The sequence below is a fragment of the Mycolicibacterium arenosum genome (assembly GCF_024320865.1).
GTDB classification, from domain to species: domain Bacteria; phylum Actinomycetota; class Actinomycetes; order Mycobacteriales; family Mycobacteriaceae; genus Mycobacterium; species Mycobacterium arenosum.
This window is the reverse complement of record NZ_JANDBD010000007.1, coordinates 157,489-176,112: the sequence shown is the minus strand read 5'-3', so window position 1 is coordinate 176,112 and position 18,624 is coordinate 157,489. Positions and strand designations below refer to the sequence as shown.

The 18,624-nt window shown below is 59.4% G+C and carries 9 protein-coding genes; all 9 read left to right on the top strand.

What is annotated here, in order from left to right:
* The first annotated feature begins 8 nt into the window (after window positions 1-8).
* The 9 genes from dpdE to NM203_RS17885 are packed head-to-tail and all read left to right on the top strand — an operon-like array spanning window position 9 to window position 18,618.
* Complete coding sequence (gene dpdE / locus NM203_RS17925) at window positions 9-3,080, top strand: protein DpdE (RefSeq protein WP_255061408.1); 3,072 nt, start codon at window positions 9-11, stop codon at window positions 3,078-3,080.
* A complete protein-coding gene (gene dpdF / locus NM203_RS17920; protein WP_255061407.1) occupies window positions 3,077-5,614 on the top strand; it encodes a protein DpdF in 2,538 nt (845 codons plus the stop codon). Before dpdE ends, dpdF begins: the two co-directional genes overlap by 4 nt.
* On the top strand, window positions 5,611-6,477 hold the full coding sequence (locus tag NM203_RS17915) for a hypothetical protein (RefSeq protein ID WP_255061406.1): 867 nt from the start codon (window positions 5,611-5,613) through the stop codon (window positions 6,475-6,477). The genes dpdF and NM203_RS17915 overlap by 4 nt, the downstream gene beginning before the upstream one ends.
* Window positions 6,474-9,539, top strand: coding sequence for an ATP-binding protein (locus NM203_RS17910; protein ID WP_255061405.1), 3,066 nt, complete (start codon window positions 6,474-6,476; stop codon window positions 9,537-9,539). Before NM203_RS17915 ends, NM203_RS17910 begins: the two co-directional genes overlap by 4 nt.
* The gene (locus NM203_RS17905) at window positions 9,536-10,237 is read left to right on the top strand and encodes a hypothetical protein (RefSeq protein WP_255061404.1); all 702 of its coding nucleotides are present in this window, start codon (window positions 9,536-9,538) and stop codon (window positions 10,235-10,237) included. Before NM203_RS17910 ends, NM203_RS17905 begins: the two co-directional genes overlap by 4 nt.
* Complete coding sequence (dpdJ, locus tag NM203_RS17900; protein WP_255061403.1) at window positions 10,230-14,597, top strand: protein DpdJ; 4,368 nt, start codon at window positions 10,230-10,232, stop codon at window positions 14,595-14,597. The genes NM203_RS17905 and dpdJ overlap by 8 nt, the downstream gene beginning before the upstream one ends.
* Complete coding sequence (dpdK, locus tag NM203_RS17895; RefSeq protein WP_255061402.1) at window positions 14,594-15,124, top strand: phospholipase D-like domain-containing protein DpdK; 531 nt, start codon at window positions 14,594-14,596, stop codon at window positions 15,122-15,124. Before dpdJ ends, dpdK begins: the two co-directional genes overlap by 4 nt.
* Window positions 15,121-17,262, top strand: a complete 2,142-nt coding sequence (dpdD, locus tag NM203_RS17890) for a protein DpdD (RefSeq protein WP_255061401.1) — start codon at window positions 15,121-15,123, stop codon at window positions 17,260-17,262. The genes dpdK and dpdD overlap by 4 nt, the downstream gene beginning before the upstream one ends.
* Window positions 17,263-17,286: 24 nt before the next feature.
* Window positions 17,287-18,618, top strand: coding sequence for an AlbA family DNA-binding domain-containing protein (locus tag NM203_RS17885; RefSeq protein ID WP_255061400.1), 1,332 nt, complete (start codon window positions 17,287-17,289; stop codon window positions 18,616-18,618).
* Window positions 18,619-18,624 lie beyond the last annotated feature (6 nt).

The window sequence follows — 18,624 nt, the reverse complement described above, 5'->3', positions numbered from 1 at the left end:
CTAAGGTAGTGAGGCCGACCTCGTACTACGCCGGTAGGTGGTTGCGGGCCAAACCGTTTCTCGAACTCGGGTTCGGCTTCTGCAAGGGTGACCGAAGTGGCAAACTTGTGCTGTCCTACGTTGACGTGCCGAACGTTGTCGAACAAGAAATACTGGTCACGCGCGACGAGATTGTCGATAGACCGATGCCAAAGGGCACCCGCGTGTGGGTTCCGGCGAAACCGTATGGGTGGCATGCCGGAGTAATCGATCGCCATCTGAGCGGAAATCGATATCGTGTCGCACTGGTCGGTAGGGGGGCGCCAGTTCAGCTTTCGGAGAGCCAGTTCAAAGTCCGGTGGGAGCGTGCACTCGAGAATCCGGCCGTCGCAGTTGGCCACGGTTTGGTCGAAGCTCCGACCTACTACGACGCCCGTTCCGCTTTGCTTGACGAACTCAACCAACAGAGGCGTGTGTCCCGAGGGCTAACTGCAGCGATCTCGGCGCCGATCGAACTATTCCAGCATCAGATCGATACTGCGGTAAGGATCTTGGGAGATCCGGTGATGAGGTATCTGCTGGCGGACGAGGTTGGTCTCGGAAAGACAATCGAGGCCGGAATCGTCATCCGGCAATTGCTGATTGATGATCCAGCGGCCAACATCCTGGTGCTTTGCCCGGAGAGCCTTCAGGGACAGTGGACGTCTGAACTTCGTAACCGCTTGCACCTCGGTCAGTCGTTGAAAGATCGCGCCCTTCGGGTGGAGTCGCATTCGCGCTTAAATGGGTGTGCTGCGGAATTCACTGATGGACTACATCATTTCGACTTGATCGTGGTCGATGAGGCCCACAACCTCCTCGAGTACATCGCACCAGGTTCAGAGACGGAGCATCAACTTGGACAGGTCGATGGTCTCCTGGCGTTGTCAGCGACACCCATGCGCGGCGCGCTCGACACCTACCGTCGTCTGCTGGCTCTTGTCGACCCTGTCGCATTCCGCGACTCGACCCTAGAAGACTTTCAAACGCGCGTCGATGAGCGTGAGCGAAGCGCGGTCGACGTTCAGGTGCTCTCATCTCGCCGGGCGAGCATCAGACAGAAGACTGATGTGTTGAGAAGCATCGAGGCGGACTTCTCAAGCGACAGGACTGTTTCTGCGTTGGTTGCGTCCTGCCGCGCTTCCGACGATCCGCTTGCAACTGCTTGGACGGATCTCGCTAACTATGTGCGCGAGATATACCGACTCAGTCGTCGCATGATTCGTCATCGCCGCTCTGGCCAACTCACAGAGACCTACTCTGTTGCCGGGCGTGCGCCGTACTACATTGACATCGCTGATCCCGCGCGTGTCGCGATCGATGATTTCCTTGAGACCTATCGGCACCGGCTAGCGCATCGACGCGACGCCGCAGCGGACTATGCGAGCGCTGTTTTGCACGCAATTGCTGGACCCACCGCCATGATGGACTATCTCGCACACCCGTCGTCGGACGACGATCGTGTCATGTTTGAGATGGCTTCTGCACGTGTGGAAATGGCGGGCACGCTGCATCGACTACAAGCCGCCGCCGATTTAGTCGCTGACAGGGTTGCGAAACGCCACCGGGTAGTGGTGGCGTCAACGTTCCCGCCGGTCCTCGAGCAGTTCGAATCGATCATCAGCGGGATGGTCGAGAAGCACACAGTCCACCGTCATCTGTACTCAATGACTGCCGAGCAACGAGATCGCGAAGTCGAACTGTTTGTCGGCGCATATCGAGGGAGCATCCTTGTCTCAGATTCGTCGGTCGACGAGGGTCGGAACCTCCAAGCTGCCGAAGTGCTGGTCAATCTCGATCTACCGCTCGACATAAACCAATTGGAACAGCGAATCGGGCGACTTGACCGCTATGCGGTCAGGCCTGAACGCGCCGAGGTTGTGGTGTTCACGGAATCGGCCAGTGACTGGGTGAGTGCTCACATCGGCCTGCTGCGCGACGGTATCGGTGTCTTCGACGCATCCGTGTCGACGGTTCAGCGACTGCTTGCTGCAATCCTCGGTGATATTGAGGCCAACCTTGTCAAAAGAGGTGTGGAAGCACTCAAGCTTGATGTATCTGAGCTACGCGAGCGTGTAGAAGCCGAACAGGATGACATCGACCTCCTCGAGGAATTGGAGTCGGTCGAGTCGGCCACGGTGTTTACCGACGAAGCGTTAGACGATCTGCTCGACTACGAATCGAAGACCGACGAACTTCGGACTTCAGTTCGTCGCCTGACAATCGGTGTGGGTGCACTAGCGCTGAAACCAGATGAGGATCATCTCGGAATCGTCCGGTTCGGTAACGCGCGGGGAATCGGCCTCCCTGATGATGAGGCCAACGCGTTAGAAGTGTTACTCACGCCGAAGGCGTTCGATCGGGCCGTAACTCTTGAAAACGCGGGTGTGGCGCCGTTCCGTGTGGGTGATCCGCTGGTCGAGTGGCTTCACCAACACTTGGTGATTGATGAACGTGGTAGGGCGTCGGCAATCGCGCGCCCTAAACGTATTACAGCGCCGGCACTTTGGCTGCACTGTGAGTTTCTGATCGAGTTTGACGCGCAACAGGATGGTCTCCTTGACGGGCCGCAGGCACGGCGGTTGGCGCGTCGTGGCGAAGCACACCTGCAACCGATTCGGCTGGATACCTGGACCGATCCGTCGGGGCCTGCCCCTAGCGACCTGGTTATTGAGGACCTCGACCGAACGTTTGACAAAGATCGAGATGCAATCCTCCGGGGAGGAAGTTGGGGGCTGATTCTCGAGGAGATGCCGGCGTGGGCAACCCTCTGCGAACGGAGCGCCGCCACAGCTTGGGCAGAGGTCAGGACTTCTCAGTCCGTTGCGTCATCGCTGGAGACTGCCTTGGTGAGCGCTGAACGGGACAGCGCGCGGCGGATTGCGATCCTAGAAGCTCGAGCGCTGCGACTGCGAACCGAGCAGGAGCGAGATTCGGCCGAGCAAGAATTAGGCCTGGAGCGGGCTGCTGCTCTCGCGCTGAGTGCCGGCATCCGCGAACCGAAGATTCGCATGGTGGCGTGTGGGGCATGCGTACTCTGCCCTGAGGAGTACTTCGCATGAACGAAGAGCAAGAAGAGGCACAAGTACTTTCACTTCTTGGCACCGGGAGCACCGAGTTTTTGTTCTCAGACGACTTGCATCGCCGACTGTCAAGCGCATTCGCAGGTCGGGCCGCTAGTGATGTGGACAAAGGAGTGCTTGTACGCCAACTGCTTCGGCGATGGTCTCTTCGCGACGGGCGCGATGTGCCGATTGAAGTGGACGGTGTGATCTCGCATGCCCTGCGCAGGGTTTCCGACCGCGTCGGACTGCGAGAACGCTCTGACGGGATGTGGATAGCCGACTCTTGGCGTCCAGACTGGTTGGCGCTCGACGGAGTTCCAGATATAGCGGCCCTTGCGGGGACCTCTGATGGAGAGCGGTTTCACTCGGCACCATTGTCCGCGGACCCCTTCTTCGTCAGCAGCACAGGTTTTGACACCTACCGAACCCCAGGACAGCGCGCCGCTTGCCGCGCAGTGATGTCGGCGCCGGAGGCCTCCACTTTAATCGCGATGCTGCCCACCGGGTCTGGCAAGACGGAGATTGCGCTATGCCTTGCCGATAAGTCCAAGCGAGGCCTCACCGCAATCGTGGTTCCGACAGTTGCTCTCGCCTACGATTTCGAACGACGCTTTCGCGAGCACTTCGTACGACGAAATCCGAAGCTCAATCCGGCCAAACTCCCCATCGCATGGACTGCCGGTACCAGTGATGCGGTGCGAGACGAGTTGAAGTTGGCGATCAGTAACGGGCAGCAACCACTTCTCGTCACGTCGCCAGAGTCGATGACGCGTGCTCTACGTCAGACGCTTCTCGATGCTGCGTCAATCGGGCGTTTGAAGGGGTTTGTTATCGATGAAGCACATTTGGTCACTCAGTGGGGTCGAAGTTTCCGGCCGGAGTTCAGGACGTTAGCCGACTTTCGGCGCGAACTTCTCAATGCCGCCGAGACAAGTGGGCATCCCCGGCCTGTCACGCTGCTTCTGAGCGCCACGCTAGGCGAAGCCGAAATAAGCGATCTCGTAACCTACTTCGGAAAGCCCGGTCCCTGCAGTCCGATCGTCGCCAATGCGTTACGCAGCGAACCTGAAATCTGGGTCGCACATGCGCTTGACACTACTGAGCGCGATGCGCGGGTGCGCGACACGATCGATCACTGCGCGCGTCCTGCGATCCTCTATGTCACTAGCCCAACGAAAGCCGAAGAGTGGCTTAACGATCTTCGAGGTTCGGGTTACTCCAGGATCGCGATGGTAACCGGGAATAGCACAGCAACCGAGCGTGCCGAGGTGCTTGAGGGTATTCGGGCCTCGTCCGACGAAGGAGCGTCGATTGATCTTGTTGTCGCAACGTCTGCCTTCGGACTCGGAATTGACTACCAGCACATCAGAACCGTAGTCCACTCATGTCTTCCAGAGACTGTCGATCGTTGGTATCAGGAGATGGGGCGTGGAGGACGTGACGGAGACGTCTGTGGGGCATTTCTCGTGACCGCAGCAGGTGACGAAAAGGAAGCCGCCAGCCTGGGCGTCACGGTCCTGACTCCCGAGGTGGCCGAAAAGCGGTGGCGAGATCTTTGGGGACACCGCACCACAGTGAACGAGCGAATCTTCATAGACCTTGAAGGTTCCCGAGGTGTGGGACGAGGCGATTACAACCGCCGGTGGAACGCGCAATTGATTCAGGGCTTGGTCGAGCTAGGCGAGTTGAAGAGGGATCAGTTCGTTGTAGACGACCTCCGCGAGCTTCTACGCGACGATGCGGTCGAGATGTCCGACTGGACGTCGATCATCCGGCATGGTGCTGGGCTTGGTATGGATATCTTCTGGAACGACGTGTGGGCGCCCTGGCAGCAGGAGGAGACGAAACGTTCCCGCAACTCGCTGAATCGCATGCGTGCCGTTTCATGCATGGACCTGGGCGCGTGTACTGGAATCGCCGAAGCCTATGCGCCAACTTCGGAGTTGTTGGACCAGTGGGGTACTCGACTCGAGCACATGGAGCCTGTCGGACGCTGTGGCCGGTGCCCCGATTGCCGTCGATTGCGAATACCCATGAACGAGGATCCCGCTCCAGATCCTGCCCAGGTGTGGGCTGTCGCGGCTCAGGAGGACTTAGACTTGGAAGCGTTTGTCACTGCTGCACGAGGCGAGAACGGCCTTGCGATACTGACTTACCGTCAAGAGAACGAGCGACTCGTCCTGAGGATCGCCGAAGGCTTGGTTCGACTCGGGGTGCGGCACTTGGGCGGCCTCATCAATGCATGCCCGAAGGCTCCGCCGGGCGAGGTTCTCTTCACTGACACATTGCCGCTCACCCCCAACAGCGTGACCCCGCTGTCCACTTTGTCGTATTTTTCTCCTAAACAACAGGTTTCGCGCTTTTGGAATGCCCGTCGGCAACGCGCGAGGCTCAACCTTGCAGGTTTCGCAGTGTTCGATGTCCTGCTTGTACCTGCAGGCGTAAACGTCGGGCTTAAGGAGGTTGGCAGGGACATACCAGCTATGCCATTCGAGACTGCCGCCGAACTTCTACAAGGGAGTTGGTCGTGAACTACTTGCGCGGAAACGCAACCGCCAGTGCCGTCGGCTTGTATGTCATATGCCGCTACCTGAGCAACTTCGCTGACGGATTGTCCATTGCCGAGTTGCAGAAAGCGCTTGAGATGCTTCGTTCGTTGGATTCGGCCAAGACCGCGAAAAGCGCTGTGCTGACAGCGAGCCTCAATGTCGGCGAGGGCCTGGATCTTCTCGTCCAGGATAAACAATCCTCGATTTGGACCGTCGATGCAAGGATCGCCGCGGAGATGCGTACCGACGCGGATCAGTGGCTGTGGTTTCGGGGAGAGTTGGCCCACCGAATGATGCAACACGCGTTGAGCAACAGTGAGGGCACGGTGCCAGACCTCGTCCTCGGGCTAACGTGGTTCCTTCAGACCAACCCTCTGTCTCCCCTCCAGACAGCATGGCGTCCGACCGAAAAGGTAGTACGGGATCTCGGACTCGAGGCGGTGGCGAGGAGTGAACAGTGGTTGCCATTCCAGAGATGGGCGTTAGCTCTCGGATTCGCTCGACGCTCCGATCAACCCAGCGCGCGGGTATTGATTCCTGACGTAAGCACTGCAATCAGTGACCAACTCAGGCATCTTCCTCAATCGAGTTCTGCGCGCGAGTGGGTTGACGCTATGCAGAAACGACTTCCCGTTACTGGGGTTACCGCACTTACGGACAATCTCCCTCAGGGAGGTGATGGATGGTCTCCCCTCCCGCAAAGCGTCATGTTGGGATTGCTGAAACTGGAAACTGCCGGTGCGCTCACACTCGATCCTTCCGATGACGCACGCGATGTGGTCGCAATCGGTCTCGGCGCAACGTCGAAACAGGTAGGCCGGATCTCAGTGCGGAGAGTCGCGTGACCACAGATTCGATGAAAGAGTTCCGTTGTTGGAGTGCCTCCAATGTCGCACAGACCGTCTTCTCAGACATCGGTGCTCTTACCGGAGACGCGGATTCGGTTTTCCTCGCGGCCCATACGCCGACAGCCCTCGACCATCGCACTGGAGCGGAACTGGGCGGAGGTAGGTCAGGTGAGCAGAAGGTACTCGAGGCACTCACTGGTCGGATTGGCGACCTCGAACGCAACACACTCGTCGCTGTAACTGGAAGTTCGGGAAGCGGCAAGAGCCACGTAGTGCGCTGGGTGCACGCGCATCTGCCCGAAGATCCCAGGTACAGGGTGCTTTACGTGCCACGGGCTGTGCAGACGCTTCGTGAACTGCTGCGCAAGGTCATCGAGGGACTGCCTGGGGTCCAGAGCGGTGATCTTATTAAGCGCGTCGATGCGGCGTTCGCGGGGGTCAAGCCCGGTGAGTTGCAGGAACGTCTTGTCTCCGAGATGAAGATTGCGCTCAATTGGACACTCGATGATCGCGCGTCGTTTGACGGTGAGACCGCCGACCAAGCCGCCAAGCGCGAAGACCGCAACAATATGCTGGGAGTTCGAGACGCCGAACGCGGTCGACGCGACGGATTAGCCGAACTAATTGATCTTGCCGCGTTCAAAGAGTCCCTGCTGCGACCCGAGGGCGCATTGGGCCAACTCGTTCAGTCGTACTACACGAAGACGTCCAGGAGAGATGACAACGAAGAGATCTTCTCGGCCGACGACCTGCCACTTCGGGCGCGCGGGATACGTACTGAAATTCGCTCGCGCACGGAACTCTACGAGCTATGGCAGATCATCGTCCGCAATCCCGAGGATGCCACGAAGTTGCTCGCGGAAGCACTCCGCGTCGCACTGCCTAAGGCAGTCGGACTAAGACTCCCGGGCGGGGAGACACTCGACTCGCTGTTCCGCGCATCGCGAAAAGCGCTGCGGGATCAAGAGCAAGAGTTGATCTTGATCTTCGAGGATCTTGCGCAGTTCGGCCTTGTCGATGGTGAACTTTACGATCAGTTTGTCACGCAACCGGGGGATGAGTTGGCGCCGCTTCGGGTCATCTTCGCGATCACAGACGGCCCCTATGGCGACCTCGAAAGGACGGTGCTGACCCGAATTGAGCATGAGTTTCACGTAGGCGGCTATGCACTCGCTCGACCTGCGGAGTTCGTGGCCAGGTATTTGAACCTCACGCGCATCGGCCGCGATGAGACGCACCGTCTTTGGACCACTGATGGGCGCGAATCCGAGTCGAATTGGATGGCAAACGCATGCGACACGAGAGAGAACGGTTTGCCGTGCCGGCACCGTGACACCTGTCACACTGCGTTCGGTGCTGTCACCGTCGAAGGACTCGGCCAAGTGGGCCTGTACCCCTACAACGAGGAAGCCCTTAAGAGAGCGTTGAAGCGAGTTGGCAGAACCCCCACCCCGCGCAAGGTTCTCGATCACTGCGTTTCTGAGATCCTCACGGAGGCTGATGTTCATATCGGCAATCGGAGCTATCCGCATGAACGCACTTGGAATCAGTTCGATCACAGTGTGCAGATGCAGCGAGATGTACTGCTGGCAGAGTTCCCTTCAACGGATCCCGAGCGCAATTATCGAGCATTAGTGCTTTGGGGTAACGAATCGCCCTTGGCGGTAGGAGTTCTCGATGCTTTCGCGCTAGAGAGTGCTATCCCGCGAAAGTCGGGGGAACGGGACCGGCAATCGACGAGACAGTCCAGTGGAGAAGAAGCCCGAGGCGGTTTCGAGACATCTCTCGAGAACAAGCTTTATCCGGTTTATCAGTGGCAGAACGGCGAGGAGCTTCCCGAAGACGACGTGAATGCCATTCGGACAGCGCTGTACGCATTGACACTCGATCGACTGAACCTCGATCAATGGCGCATCCACACCTACGACGGTCGTGGGCGAGAGTTTCTCAACAAACTGTTTAACATCACGTCGTTTGATATCGAGGGGGCGCGGGGTGCAACGGCTGGTAGCGACTCCATAAGGTTCACCGTCACACGCGGACCTGAAGATGTTCGTGTCCTGGTCGCTGCGCGGTGGTTCCGCGATCACGGGCATTTCGATCCCAATCAGGCGAAATGGCAATGGCCGCAAGGTAGCGATCCCGGTGAGTTGATGGTCGAGTTGGAAGCCCGACTCGACGAGTGGGCGAACATTGTTCGCACGCAATTCCTACAGCGTTCGGGCGGGAGTCGACTCGCGCAGGACGCCGTCGGAATACGTGCCGTCGCACTGGCAGCTTCGGGGCGACGCATCGACACGATCGCCGGAGCAGCACCTGTTCTCGCGAAACCCGCAGAAGCGCCTAAGCTGCCGAGCGCGCACTGGGCAGAAGCGCATACGACCGCGGAGCGCATCATCCACTCGCTCTCTGTACGGAATTACGTAGGTGAGTTTGCTGCTGTGCGTCAAGGTGAAGATGGCGACCCACAGTTGGTCGACCCCCGTGAATTGGATGGCGCTGTACAACGATTCCTGGCGAATCCCGTGTCATCGCTTGAGGAAGTTGGTCGGTCGAACAGTGATGAAGTACTGATGCGAGACGCACTTCAGTTGCTGCAAGCGTGTACCGCGGCAGCACCGTCCGAAGCGGAGGCATCCGCAATCGCGGTTGCTGCTATCGACTCACTTCTGGAGGGCCAGAGACCGGCGGATGTCGGACGTTATGCGGAAGCGGTAGGAGAGGCGGCGAGTATCGCTGGCTTCTTCCGTCCGCGAGACCAACTAGGAACATTCCGGCGACATGTCGCGGAAGTCTCGGCCACTGACGAGGTAGCGCTACTGACTCTTCCGGAGGGGGACGTTGGCGCAGTGGTCCGCTCACAGTTCGCCGTGCGGGAGATCGCCACACTCGCTCACTCGCTCGAGTTAGTACGAAGATCGATGGATCTGACCATCGAAGAATGCAGACGATCGGGTGGAGGTGCTGGGGACTTGCAGGCCCTTAGCCTCGAGGTGAGATCGAAAGTGCAACGTTTGGAGGCGGTCGTGAGAAGTCTTGAGCCACAAGGAGGGGCATGAACCTGAGTGCCGGAAGAGTGTCCTGGATCGCTGACACTGAGGATGCTCTCAATCTCGCCAATAACGCGAGTGAGGCCCAGAGAGAGTTCTCGAATCTCCAGGACCTCGACGCGAGCTTTGCCGCGCTTCTCGACGATTTCAACGAACTCGAGGCTGGCGCAGATGTCGTCAGGCCGTTGGGTTGGAACGGTCGGTACCCCCCACCTGAACTGAAAGCCGATCTCAGCCAGGCCGCCAGTGGCCTTGGCTCACGACCGCTTACCCGTTCAGTCCGTTCCCTCGAGCGCTGGGGTGCCGAAGTCAAGGCGAATCTGACTGATTTCTGGCGTGAGTACGCCGCGGAACGCATGGGTGACCTTGCGGAACTTCAAGTCTTAGCTGCCACGCTTCGCGCGGTGTCTGGCATCGCCGAATCATCCGTGCGCCTAGAGGAGGCGCTTGGCGAGTTGGCTCGCAACCAAAGCAACTTCCCCAGTGAGCAATCGGCTGAGCTTCTCCAGAAGGCAGAGTTAGCACTCCGACAAGTTGAGGATTCTCTGCAACCCGAGTCAGTGCGTCGTTTCCTGTCAGCCGCTACTCGTGGTGGTGCCTCGCTGGCGATGATGACTGACGATGTCCTCGATTGGCTGCGGGCGCAGGGTGCTCTGCGCAGTTTCAAGGTGATCGCCGGCGCGCCGATCGACGATGCGGATGTCTGATGAGCTTCAACAAGCGCTGACGGCCATCGAACTTCGGGAGGCTGAACTCCTCGCCTGGGGCGCCGTCGGCGCAGAATGGCGTCGAGACGAACTTATTCGGCTGCTCAGCGCTCACGGTGACGCAGAAGATCTCCTCCGTGAGATGCTCGATCTGGCTCTCGTTGTCCAGACGCCAAACGGCGGCTACCGATCGAGAAGCGCTGAGACTGTTCGACTTCTAGCCACCATGCGGCAGGCGTTTCGAAATGAAGCCATTGGCGAGGGGCGACGACTCGTCCTTGATTATCGGTATCTCCAACGCCCCCGCCGCCGCCCATGCCGTGACGTCTCCGCAGTCGAATTAGAACTGTCGGTTGGTGGTGGTCTCGGGCAACGGGGACTCGGCGCACTCCGCGTCTTGGCACCACCGATGGTATCGGCGTTTCAAGTGAGAGCGACTGGCCGGATCCTCGCTGCTCTTGGAGACAAGAATGCTGGCGGCGTTGTGGTGACCGCCGGAACCGGCAGCGGAAAGACATTGGCGTTCTATATGCCGATGCTGGCGTGGATCTGTGATCACGCGGATCAGGGCCAAGGCGTGCGGGCCCTTGCCCTGTACCCGCGGAACGAGTTGCTCAAGGACCAACTCCGCACGTTAGTGTCTTACGCATTGCGGCTGAAAGACTCTGTTGGAGTTGTGAATCCGATCTCACTCGGCACCTGGTTCGGCCCGACTCCGCACGCTGCGCGTTGGGTGCGCGATGAGATGCTGGAAGCGTGGCGCAAGGTAACGAGCGGATTTGTCTGTCCGTTTTTGCGATGCCCCGAAGCCGACTGCGATGGTGATCTCATATGGCCAAATCAGGCGCTCAAAGCGGGTACCGAACTCCTCCGATGCGAAAGTTGCGGTCTGGAGATTCCTGGGAGTGTGCTTCGTCTGACGCGCGAATCCGCTCGTGCTGACCCTCCATCAGTAATGTTGAGTACGACGGAGTCCTTGAATCGACAGTTGTCGTCGCCTGGAAATCTGCGGGCGTTCGGTGTTGTGAATCCTGGTCTCAGGGCAGTACTTCTCGACGAGGTGCATATATACGAGGGCACGACCGGTGCTCAGAACGCATACCTCCTGCGTCGCCTTCGCAAGGCACTTGGGTATGAACCGCTGTGGACCGGCCTCTCGGCAACCCTTACCAACGCCGGCGAGTTCTTCGGCCGGCTTGTCGGTCTCGACGCGGGGTGTATCACGAACGTCGAACCTGACTTAACCGAATTGGAAGAGTCCGGGGCGGAGTACCTGTTGGCACTCCGGCACAATCCTCACGGCAACACGGGAACCCTATCGACGACCATTCAGGCTGCAATGACACTCTCCCGTTCGCTAGATGTGTTGAACGGGAACATGTTCGACCCTCCAGTCGATTCCGGCAACGTGGTCGGCAGTCGCTTGTTCGCGTTCACGGATAAGCTGGACAGCACAAATCGTCTGTATTGGGACCTTCTGGATGCAGAGGGCTGGGCTTGGCCGGGAACTCTCAAGCGCGGGGCAGATCCGCTAACCCTTGCGCATCTGAGGTCTCGTGACCAGGCGCGACTGTCGGAGGGGAAGCGAGAGGATCCACCGCTGCGTGATGCTGACGGCCAATACTGGTGGTTGGCAGAAGAATTGGGTCACGAAGTGGATGGGGACGTTCAGAAGAGAGTTGGCCGTACCAGCTCGCAGGATACGGGTGTGTCAGCTGATGCCGACATCATCGTCGCCACCGCAAGTCTAGAGGTCGGTTTCGACGACGACCGGGTCGGTGCTGTTTTGCAGCACAAGGCGCCTCACGATGCCGCTCAGTTCCTGCAGCGGAAGGGACGTGCGGGTCGCGACATGCGAACGCGTCCATGGACTGTCGTGATTCTCAGCGACTGGGGGCGTGACCGCGATGCATGGATGGCCTACGACGCACTGTTCAGCCCCATGGTGCCTGAGAGGTCGTTGCCTCTGGCGAACCTGTACGTCCTGAGGATTCAGGCGGTGTATAGCCTGCTCGATTGGCTTTCTCGCGAATTGAGCTACGGTACCGACTCCTCATGGGCGGACGCCTCAGGGCCCGCGGAACGACTCACCAAGGATCCCAAATGGGTGGGAAACTACCGGTCCCGGCAGTCGAGAATGGCGGATCTCCTAACTTCACTATTACGAGACGGCGCCGAGCGTGGTTCGTTGGTCCGACATCTACGAAAGAGTTTGGCCCTCGGCGACGGGGCAGCCTCGGACGTCGTGGTGAATAAGCTGCTTTGGGAAGCACCTAGACCACTCCTCGGTGCCGTGGTCCCGACGCTTCGCCGGCGCCTTCGGGACCAATGGGGTGGAGAGATGCCCGCCGAAGACGACAGCGGGGTCCGCACGCGTACTCCGCTTCGAGACTTTGTTCCTGGCAACCTCTTCGACGATCTGTTGGTACCCGACGTTGAGATGCGCGTTCCTTGGACGCGTGGCGAAGTGCGAGTCGAGCACCTCCCGGCGCTCAGGTCGATTCGTGAGTTCCTGCCCGGCAATGTCTCACGACACTTCGGAGTAATGGCAGCAAGCAAGCGTCATTGGTTGGCACCACCTATTCAGACCGACACTGACGGGACTTACCTGCTCGACGTTGCGGACGTTCGTGGGGTCGCGATCGATGATGTAAGCACATCGCAGGGCATGGTCCGCGTGTTCTCACCGACCGTTGTCAGCTTGGACAGCGTCCCCAACGAGGTGAGCGATGCCTCTTCAATGCGCGCCGACTGGGTTTTCAGCGCTACTCCACTCGGTGTTGGAGCGCCGTTGCCCACTCAGGGCGCGACGGCGAGATTCTTCGACGGACTGACCGTGCACCTACACAGTCAAGGTGGCGGAGTCCGGGTCGTCCGCTACGCAAAGACAGCACAAGGTCTCCTGTGGATGAACGGTCAGGCGACCCCGAAGAAGGTTCGATTCCAGACCCGAGACGTTGACATGATTCGAGAAGCGGCACTCGGTGTAGAGGTCCATGCTGACGCGATTCAGGGGCGCGTCACATTGCCAGCGTTCGATGCTCCGCCTACTCCGAGCGAACGGTCTGACAGGCTGCGCGAACTCGTCCTGACTGACCCGGGCCTGCCCGAAGCGATGTCGGTGTTCGACCGAAATTCGATGGCCGACACGGTTGAGGCGTTTGCCGCGATGTGGGACTGGTCTACCGAGGGCCCAAACGATCGGCAGTTCGCCGACGGAATGCAGAGCGCGGCGGCCCGCTTAGACGTCTTCGACCCGACCAACCCCGGTTCGTTCTCGAACTGGATCGGAGACCCCGAAGTCCTCGACGCAGTCCGGGAGCACCTCGCCGCCGCGCGCGCGTCGGAGCGAACTACCGACTGGCTCGAATCGCTGCGGCGAAGGTTCACGTTGTCTGCTGCTGAGACACTCCTCGCGGCACTCTCCGATGTAGACGCGGATGACCTTGCGGTCGACCTGGATCTCGATCAGACCGGGACGTTCTACATCTCCGAGCAGTCTCCAGGAGGTACGGGACATATTGAAGCGCTCGTCATGGACTTGCTCGAACAACCAGAACGCCTTCCTGTCGCTATTGCCGATGTGTTGGTTCCGGGCGACCTGGAGTTGCTCGACGTGCAACTCCGGTCGGTGATCGACTCCGGAAACAACCTGGTACGAACGGCGATCGAAACTCTGGTTCGTAGTTGGCCGAACGGGCATCAGGCGGTAGAAGATGCGACCAACGCACTCGACACCGCGCTTGAGGCTGCGGGAATCGCCCTCAGCCATGCGTCGCGAACAGCGCTGACCACCCGCCTAGCTGGACCCGGCGCCTCGGAGACATTCTTCGATGAAGTGCGCAGTTGGCTGGTCGCGCGCGACGATGCGGAACGATCATGCGGTATGAATGTGGGCCCAAGGGCGCTCGCTGCGCTCCTCGCTGACAGGGCGGAGGTCGACCCATTCCTTCACTTAGATCACGACGTGACGGAGCGAAGGCGGTCACGAGCGGTATCAAACGTGCTGTGGCCATGGGGGACTGATGTGCAGTCGAGCGGGTATTTCAATCCGTATGTGGACCGCGCCGGACGGTCGATCGAAGCATTAAGACGACACTGGCAAGCGTCGACACCGACACACAACATCTCGGAGTGGAGCGACGACGCCAGGCGTGAAGTGCACGACAACCTGCGGGCTAACGGCGAACTCGTTCTGCGGGTGCCGATCGCATCGCGTCGAGAGCTGCGGACGGCACTGCTCGATCTGAGTGCGTCCCCGGTCGAGGTTGGTCCGCTCTGGTGCTATCCCGAGGTTCTCGGTGTGCATGAACGTGGGCAGTGTCTTGATGCGAGAGTGGTACTGCGGGAGGTGTGGTGAACCGCGTCATTCGGAAGTCGAAGAGTGCAAGCGCAACCGAGGCCGCCGACTTGCTGGCGGGTATCTTCACCGCGGAACTGGTTCATCCGAGCAAATGCTTGTGGCTGGTATCGCCGTGGATATCTGATGTAGAAGTCGTCGACAACAGTGCCGGAGGCTTCGACGCTTTGAGCCGATTCGGCAAACGGCGAATCCGACTCGTCGAAATACTGGTCTCCCTCGCATCACACGGCAGTCGCATTGTCGTGGGGACCACGACCGACCCTCACAACACCCGCTTTCTGCAACGACTTCAGACGACCGCAGAGGATCTTCGACTAGGCGACCGGTTCACGCTATCTGTCGATCCCTCCGAGAATCTCCACACCAAGGCACTAACCGGCGACGATTACGCACTCGCCGGCAGTATGAACATCACGTTCAACGGCATCCAAATAAGGGAGGAACTCATCGATCTGAGGATCGATGATGCGTTTGTCGCTCAGGCCCGCATGGACGCGTACGACAGGTTCGGTGGTGTCCTGTGACGATCGAAGCGGCGGTGACTGACATAGTCGGCGATCTGTCTCGATTCGAGACCAGGTCTGACCGTGTGGAAGGTTTGATCGAGTCGCAAGCGTCTCGGTACAGTCCGCACTCCAGTGAATGGATTGTTCTCCCTTGGCGTGACGGCTTCTACCTCTTCAGTGAGGACAGCGAGGGGCAACGGCGCGGTCGAGAGACCCTCGTCGCGTTTCTTGGGCCTAGCGTGGTGTCGGTCGAAACAGTGTCCACGACGCGAATGCAACGGGAGATTCCTGACGCCGCGAAGTCAGCTGGGTTGAATCACGCGTCCTATCTCCGACGCGTGATGCCAGGTGCAGTCGGTGCAGACGAGATGTTGGTACGCCTGGAAGACATGGTGGCCACACTGTCCGGTCGGGTCTGGCGCCCGCTCGAGTTGAAGCCAACGCATACAGACTTGCTTCGGGACTTTCGACTGGCCTTACTCGCGATGGACAGCGATTCTGCGAGTCGACTTCTCGAAAGTCTCCTGCTGAACGGTCATCTCAGTGCGGAGAACCATCGCTTCCTGCGAATCGAGTACCTCGCTACCTTCGGCCGGTGGACTGACCTGCGGGCGTTGCCGCACATCGAGGCACTGCTTAAATCCCGTAAAACGCAAGCGATTTCAGAGATCCTCCTCCAGATGGTCTGGTGGACCGAACTCGCCGGAACAGCCGACCAAAGGATGGCGACCGAGTTCGATGAACGGGGTGTTCTGCAGACATTCGCGTCATTGCTCCGTGGTGTGCGTGTGCCCGCTACGTGGGAAGGGCGACTCGTTGCCCTGCTGACGGCACTCGCTGACGGCGACCTTGTTAGGCAACAGGCAATATGCGCGAGTGCAGACGGTGCAGTCGAGGAGGGGCGTCTTCAGGAGTTGATCTCGCAGCACGGTCCGCCGGCGCGGGAGAATACCAGCGTCGACTCAGCGGAGGATGCGATTGTCACCGCCTTCGAGGACCGACGCTTCGATGAAGTCGTAAACCGGTTCGTTCAGGAACCGTCGGCCGAGGCCGCGGCAATTGCTGTCCAGGCCGTCCTCGAAACAAGTCTCACTGCCGAAGCGTCGCGAGTCCTTGCCCTGGTCCGTGAGTTTGATGCGACCGGCACCCTGAACTTCAGTCGACGAGACCGACGCGACCTCGAAGAACTGGAGCAGTTGGCGGGTAACGTCTGCGATGGATGGGTGAGTTGGTCGAAACGTATTGCCGGGCAGGCGCGATGGGCAGACGCTGGCGCTACACTGCGAGACCGTCGCGGTTCGTGGACGAAGATGAGCGATCTCAGTGCAGATGAGACCGCCGCAGTGAGCGACTGGCTCATTGAAGCGGTCAGCGGTACGAATGACGATCAGCTTCGGGCTAGCCTCGACGTACTTTGCAGCGAGGCCGCGACCCTACTCGTGCGCGGGTCGGTGAACGACTTCTGCCAGACGGTGCTCCTCCTGCTTTCTGAGCAGGACAATTTCAGCGAGATGGTGCGAGTCGCCTACCTCGAACTCCTAACTGCGTGGCTCGATGTGGGACCGAGCAGTGGGGAGTACCGCAAAGTCTTGGAGCAGACAAGCGACATCTGGATCGCGATCGCCTCGCCTATTGCTGTGTCCTGGGCGGTCGGAGTCCTTGAGGCGACGGCAGATTCGCCATGCCCCGACGACGCCGCGCGAACAGCCTTTGCGGCGACCATGATTCACCGGGTTCGACAACTCTATGGGCGGGCTAGTCTGCGGGAGCGTGTTGAGATCGAATCGCTAGCGGACGATCTGCGATTGCCTTCCTTCGACGTCGATGTCCCGGATGTCGAACGAGATGTTTGGTCGAGGCTCGATGGGAAGACTCTCGGTCTTTATTCACTACTTCCACGCGCCGCGTCGCTTCTAGGCAGTCGTCTGGCGCGACTGTGTGCCGTTCAAGTAAGAGGCAACGATGACAAGGTCGCGACTCCTGGCCTCCGCACATTGGCTGAGCGGGCTGACTACTTCATCGTGGACACATGGCACGCCGCACATCAAGCCACCGCGGCGATCGACGCAGTACGTCCGAGACACCAGCAGATTCTGCCTCAGCAGCGAGGCGTTACAGGCTTTATGAGAGCAGTGGAGTCGTGCCTTGCTGGCTAGCTGCGAGGAAGGTGGCTTAGAGGAATGAACATCATCTACGTCGCGTCGTTACTAACTTACGACGGAATCGAGCACGTTGGTCGGTCACTCGCGCGCCATCTGGCAGGTGAGCACAATCTGCAGGTTTGCGGCGCTATAGTCCCGCCGGGTTCGGACCTGCTTGAGTCGCGTGTCGGCAACTGGGTAGTCAGCGCCGACCAACTAAGTGAGGTTGACGTCGTCTACATGGAGGGCGGCTGGACCGACGGAAGTGGCGGAGCGACGGAGCGATTTCCACCGGCGTTGGCCGAGTCGTTCGCGTTCGAGGGCGGCCAGTTGGTTGTCGCCGACGTCGACCGAAACTCAGCGCGCAAGCACCAAGCGACGTTGGATGACGCCGCTCAGATGTTTGGCGCCAGGGTCAGCTTTCCTAATCGGCAAGGGAAGGGCCGAACGCGTTACTTATACGATGCGGGCGCCCAGGAGAGGTACGGTACGAGATACTTTGCCAGCCAGATGGTCGTGGGTGAGCGAATGATTCCGGCTTTGGAGGGAATCGATTCGTTACTCGTTGAAGGCGCTGTCCACCTCAGCGTGTCGAACAGTGAAATTGCTGCAACCGGCAATCAAGCCTCGACACAGACTCTGGAAGATGACCTCTACGTAGACGCCGGAGGCTTGTCGCCCTGGGCGACCGTGAACGACTTCGGAAGAGGGCACGCTGCCCTGATTGCGGGTTGGTTATCCCACGATCTCAACGTCGACGAGTGTCCGGACAACGCGCGATGGGTCAGCAACCTCATCTCGCTAATGGTCGACAGAAGCCACGAATCTGCGGCCTGGCAAGTGCGGCGGCAACGCAACTCCAGCCTGAGCGAGATTGCGACTCTGCTCGATAAACATGAGAATCAAAGGCTGGAACGCAAATCTTCGTTCCTTGTCCCAGTCGGGGAAGTTAAGACGATACCCACTGAGCAAATGCAACTTCAGGTTGGCAAATCGATTGCAGCCCTTGCTAATACTGACGGTGGCCATGTCATCATTGGGCAGGACGACGAACGGATCTTGCTTGGGTTGGGGCGCGACTTCGCCAGCCTCAAAAGCGGTGACCGAGATGGATTCGAACAAAAAATAGCTGAGTACACCGACAATTATTTGTTTCCCAGATGGGAGACGTTGGGCCTACGCGTGCACTGGATCACGAAGGATGGTGTTGAGGTCGCGATCATCGAGGTGCCCGCGCAACCGGCGGGTACGGTGGTCACCCTGAAACAGAAGGGCGGCCAAGAAGCGTTCTACGTCAGACGTGGCACGCGCACAGATGCGCTTACGGGCCAGGCGCTTGTCTTGTGGTTAGCGGCACGCCAGCGCCGATAGACTCGC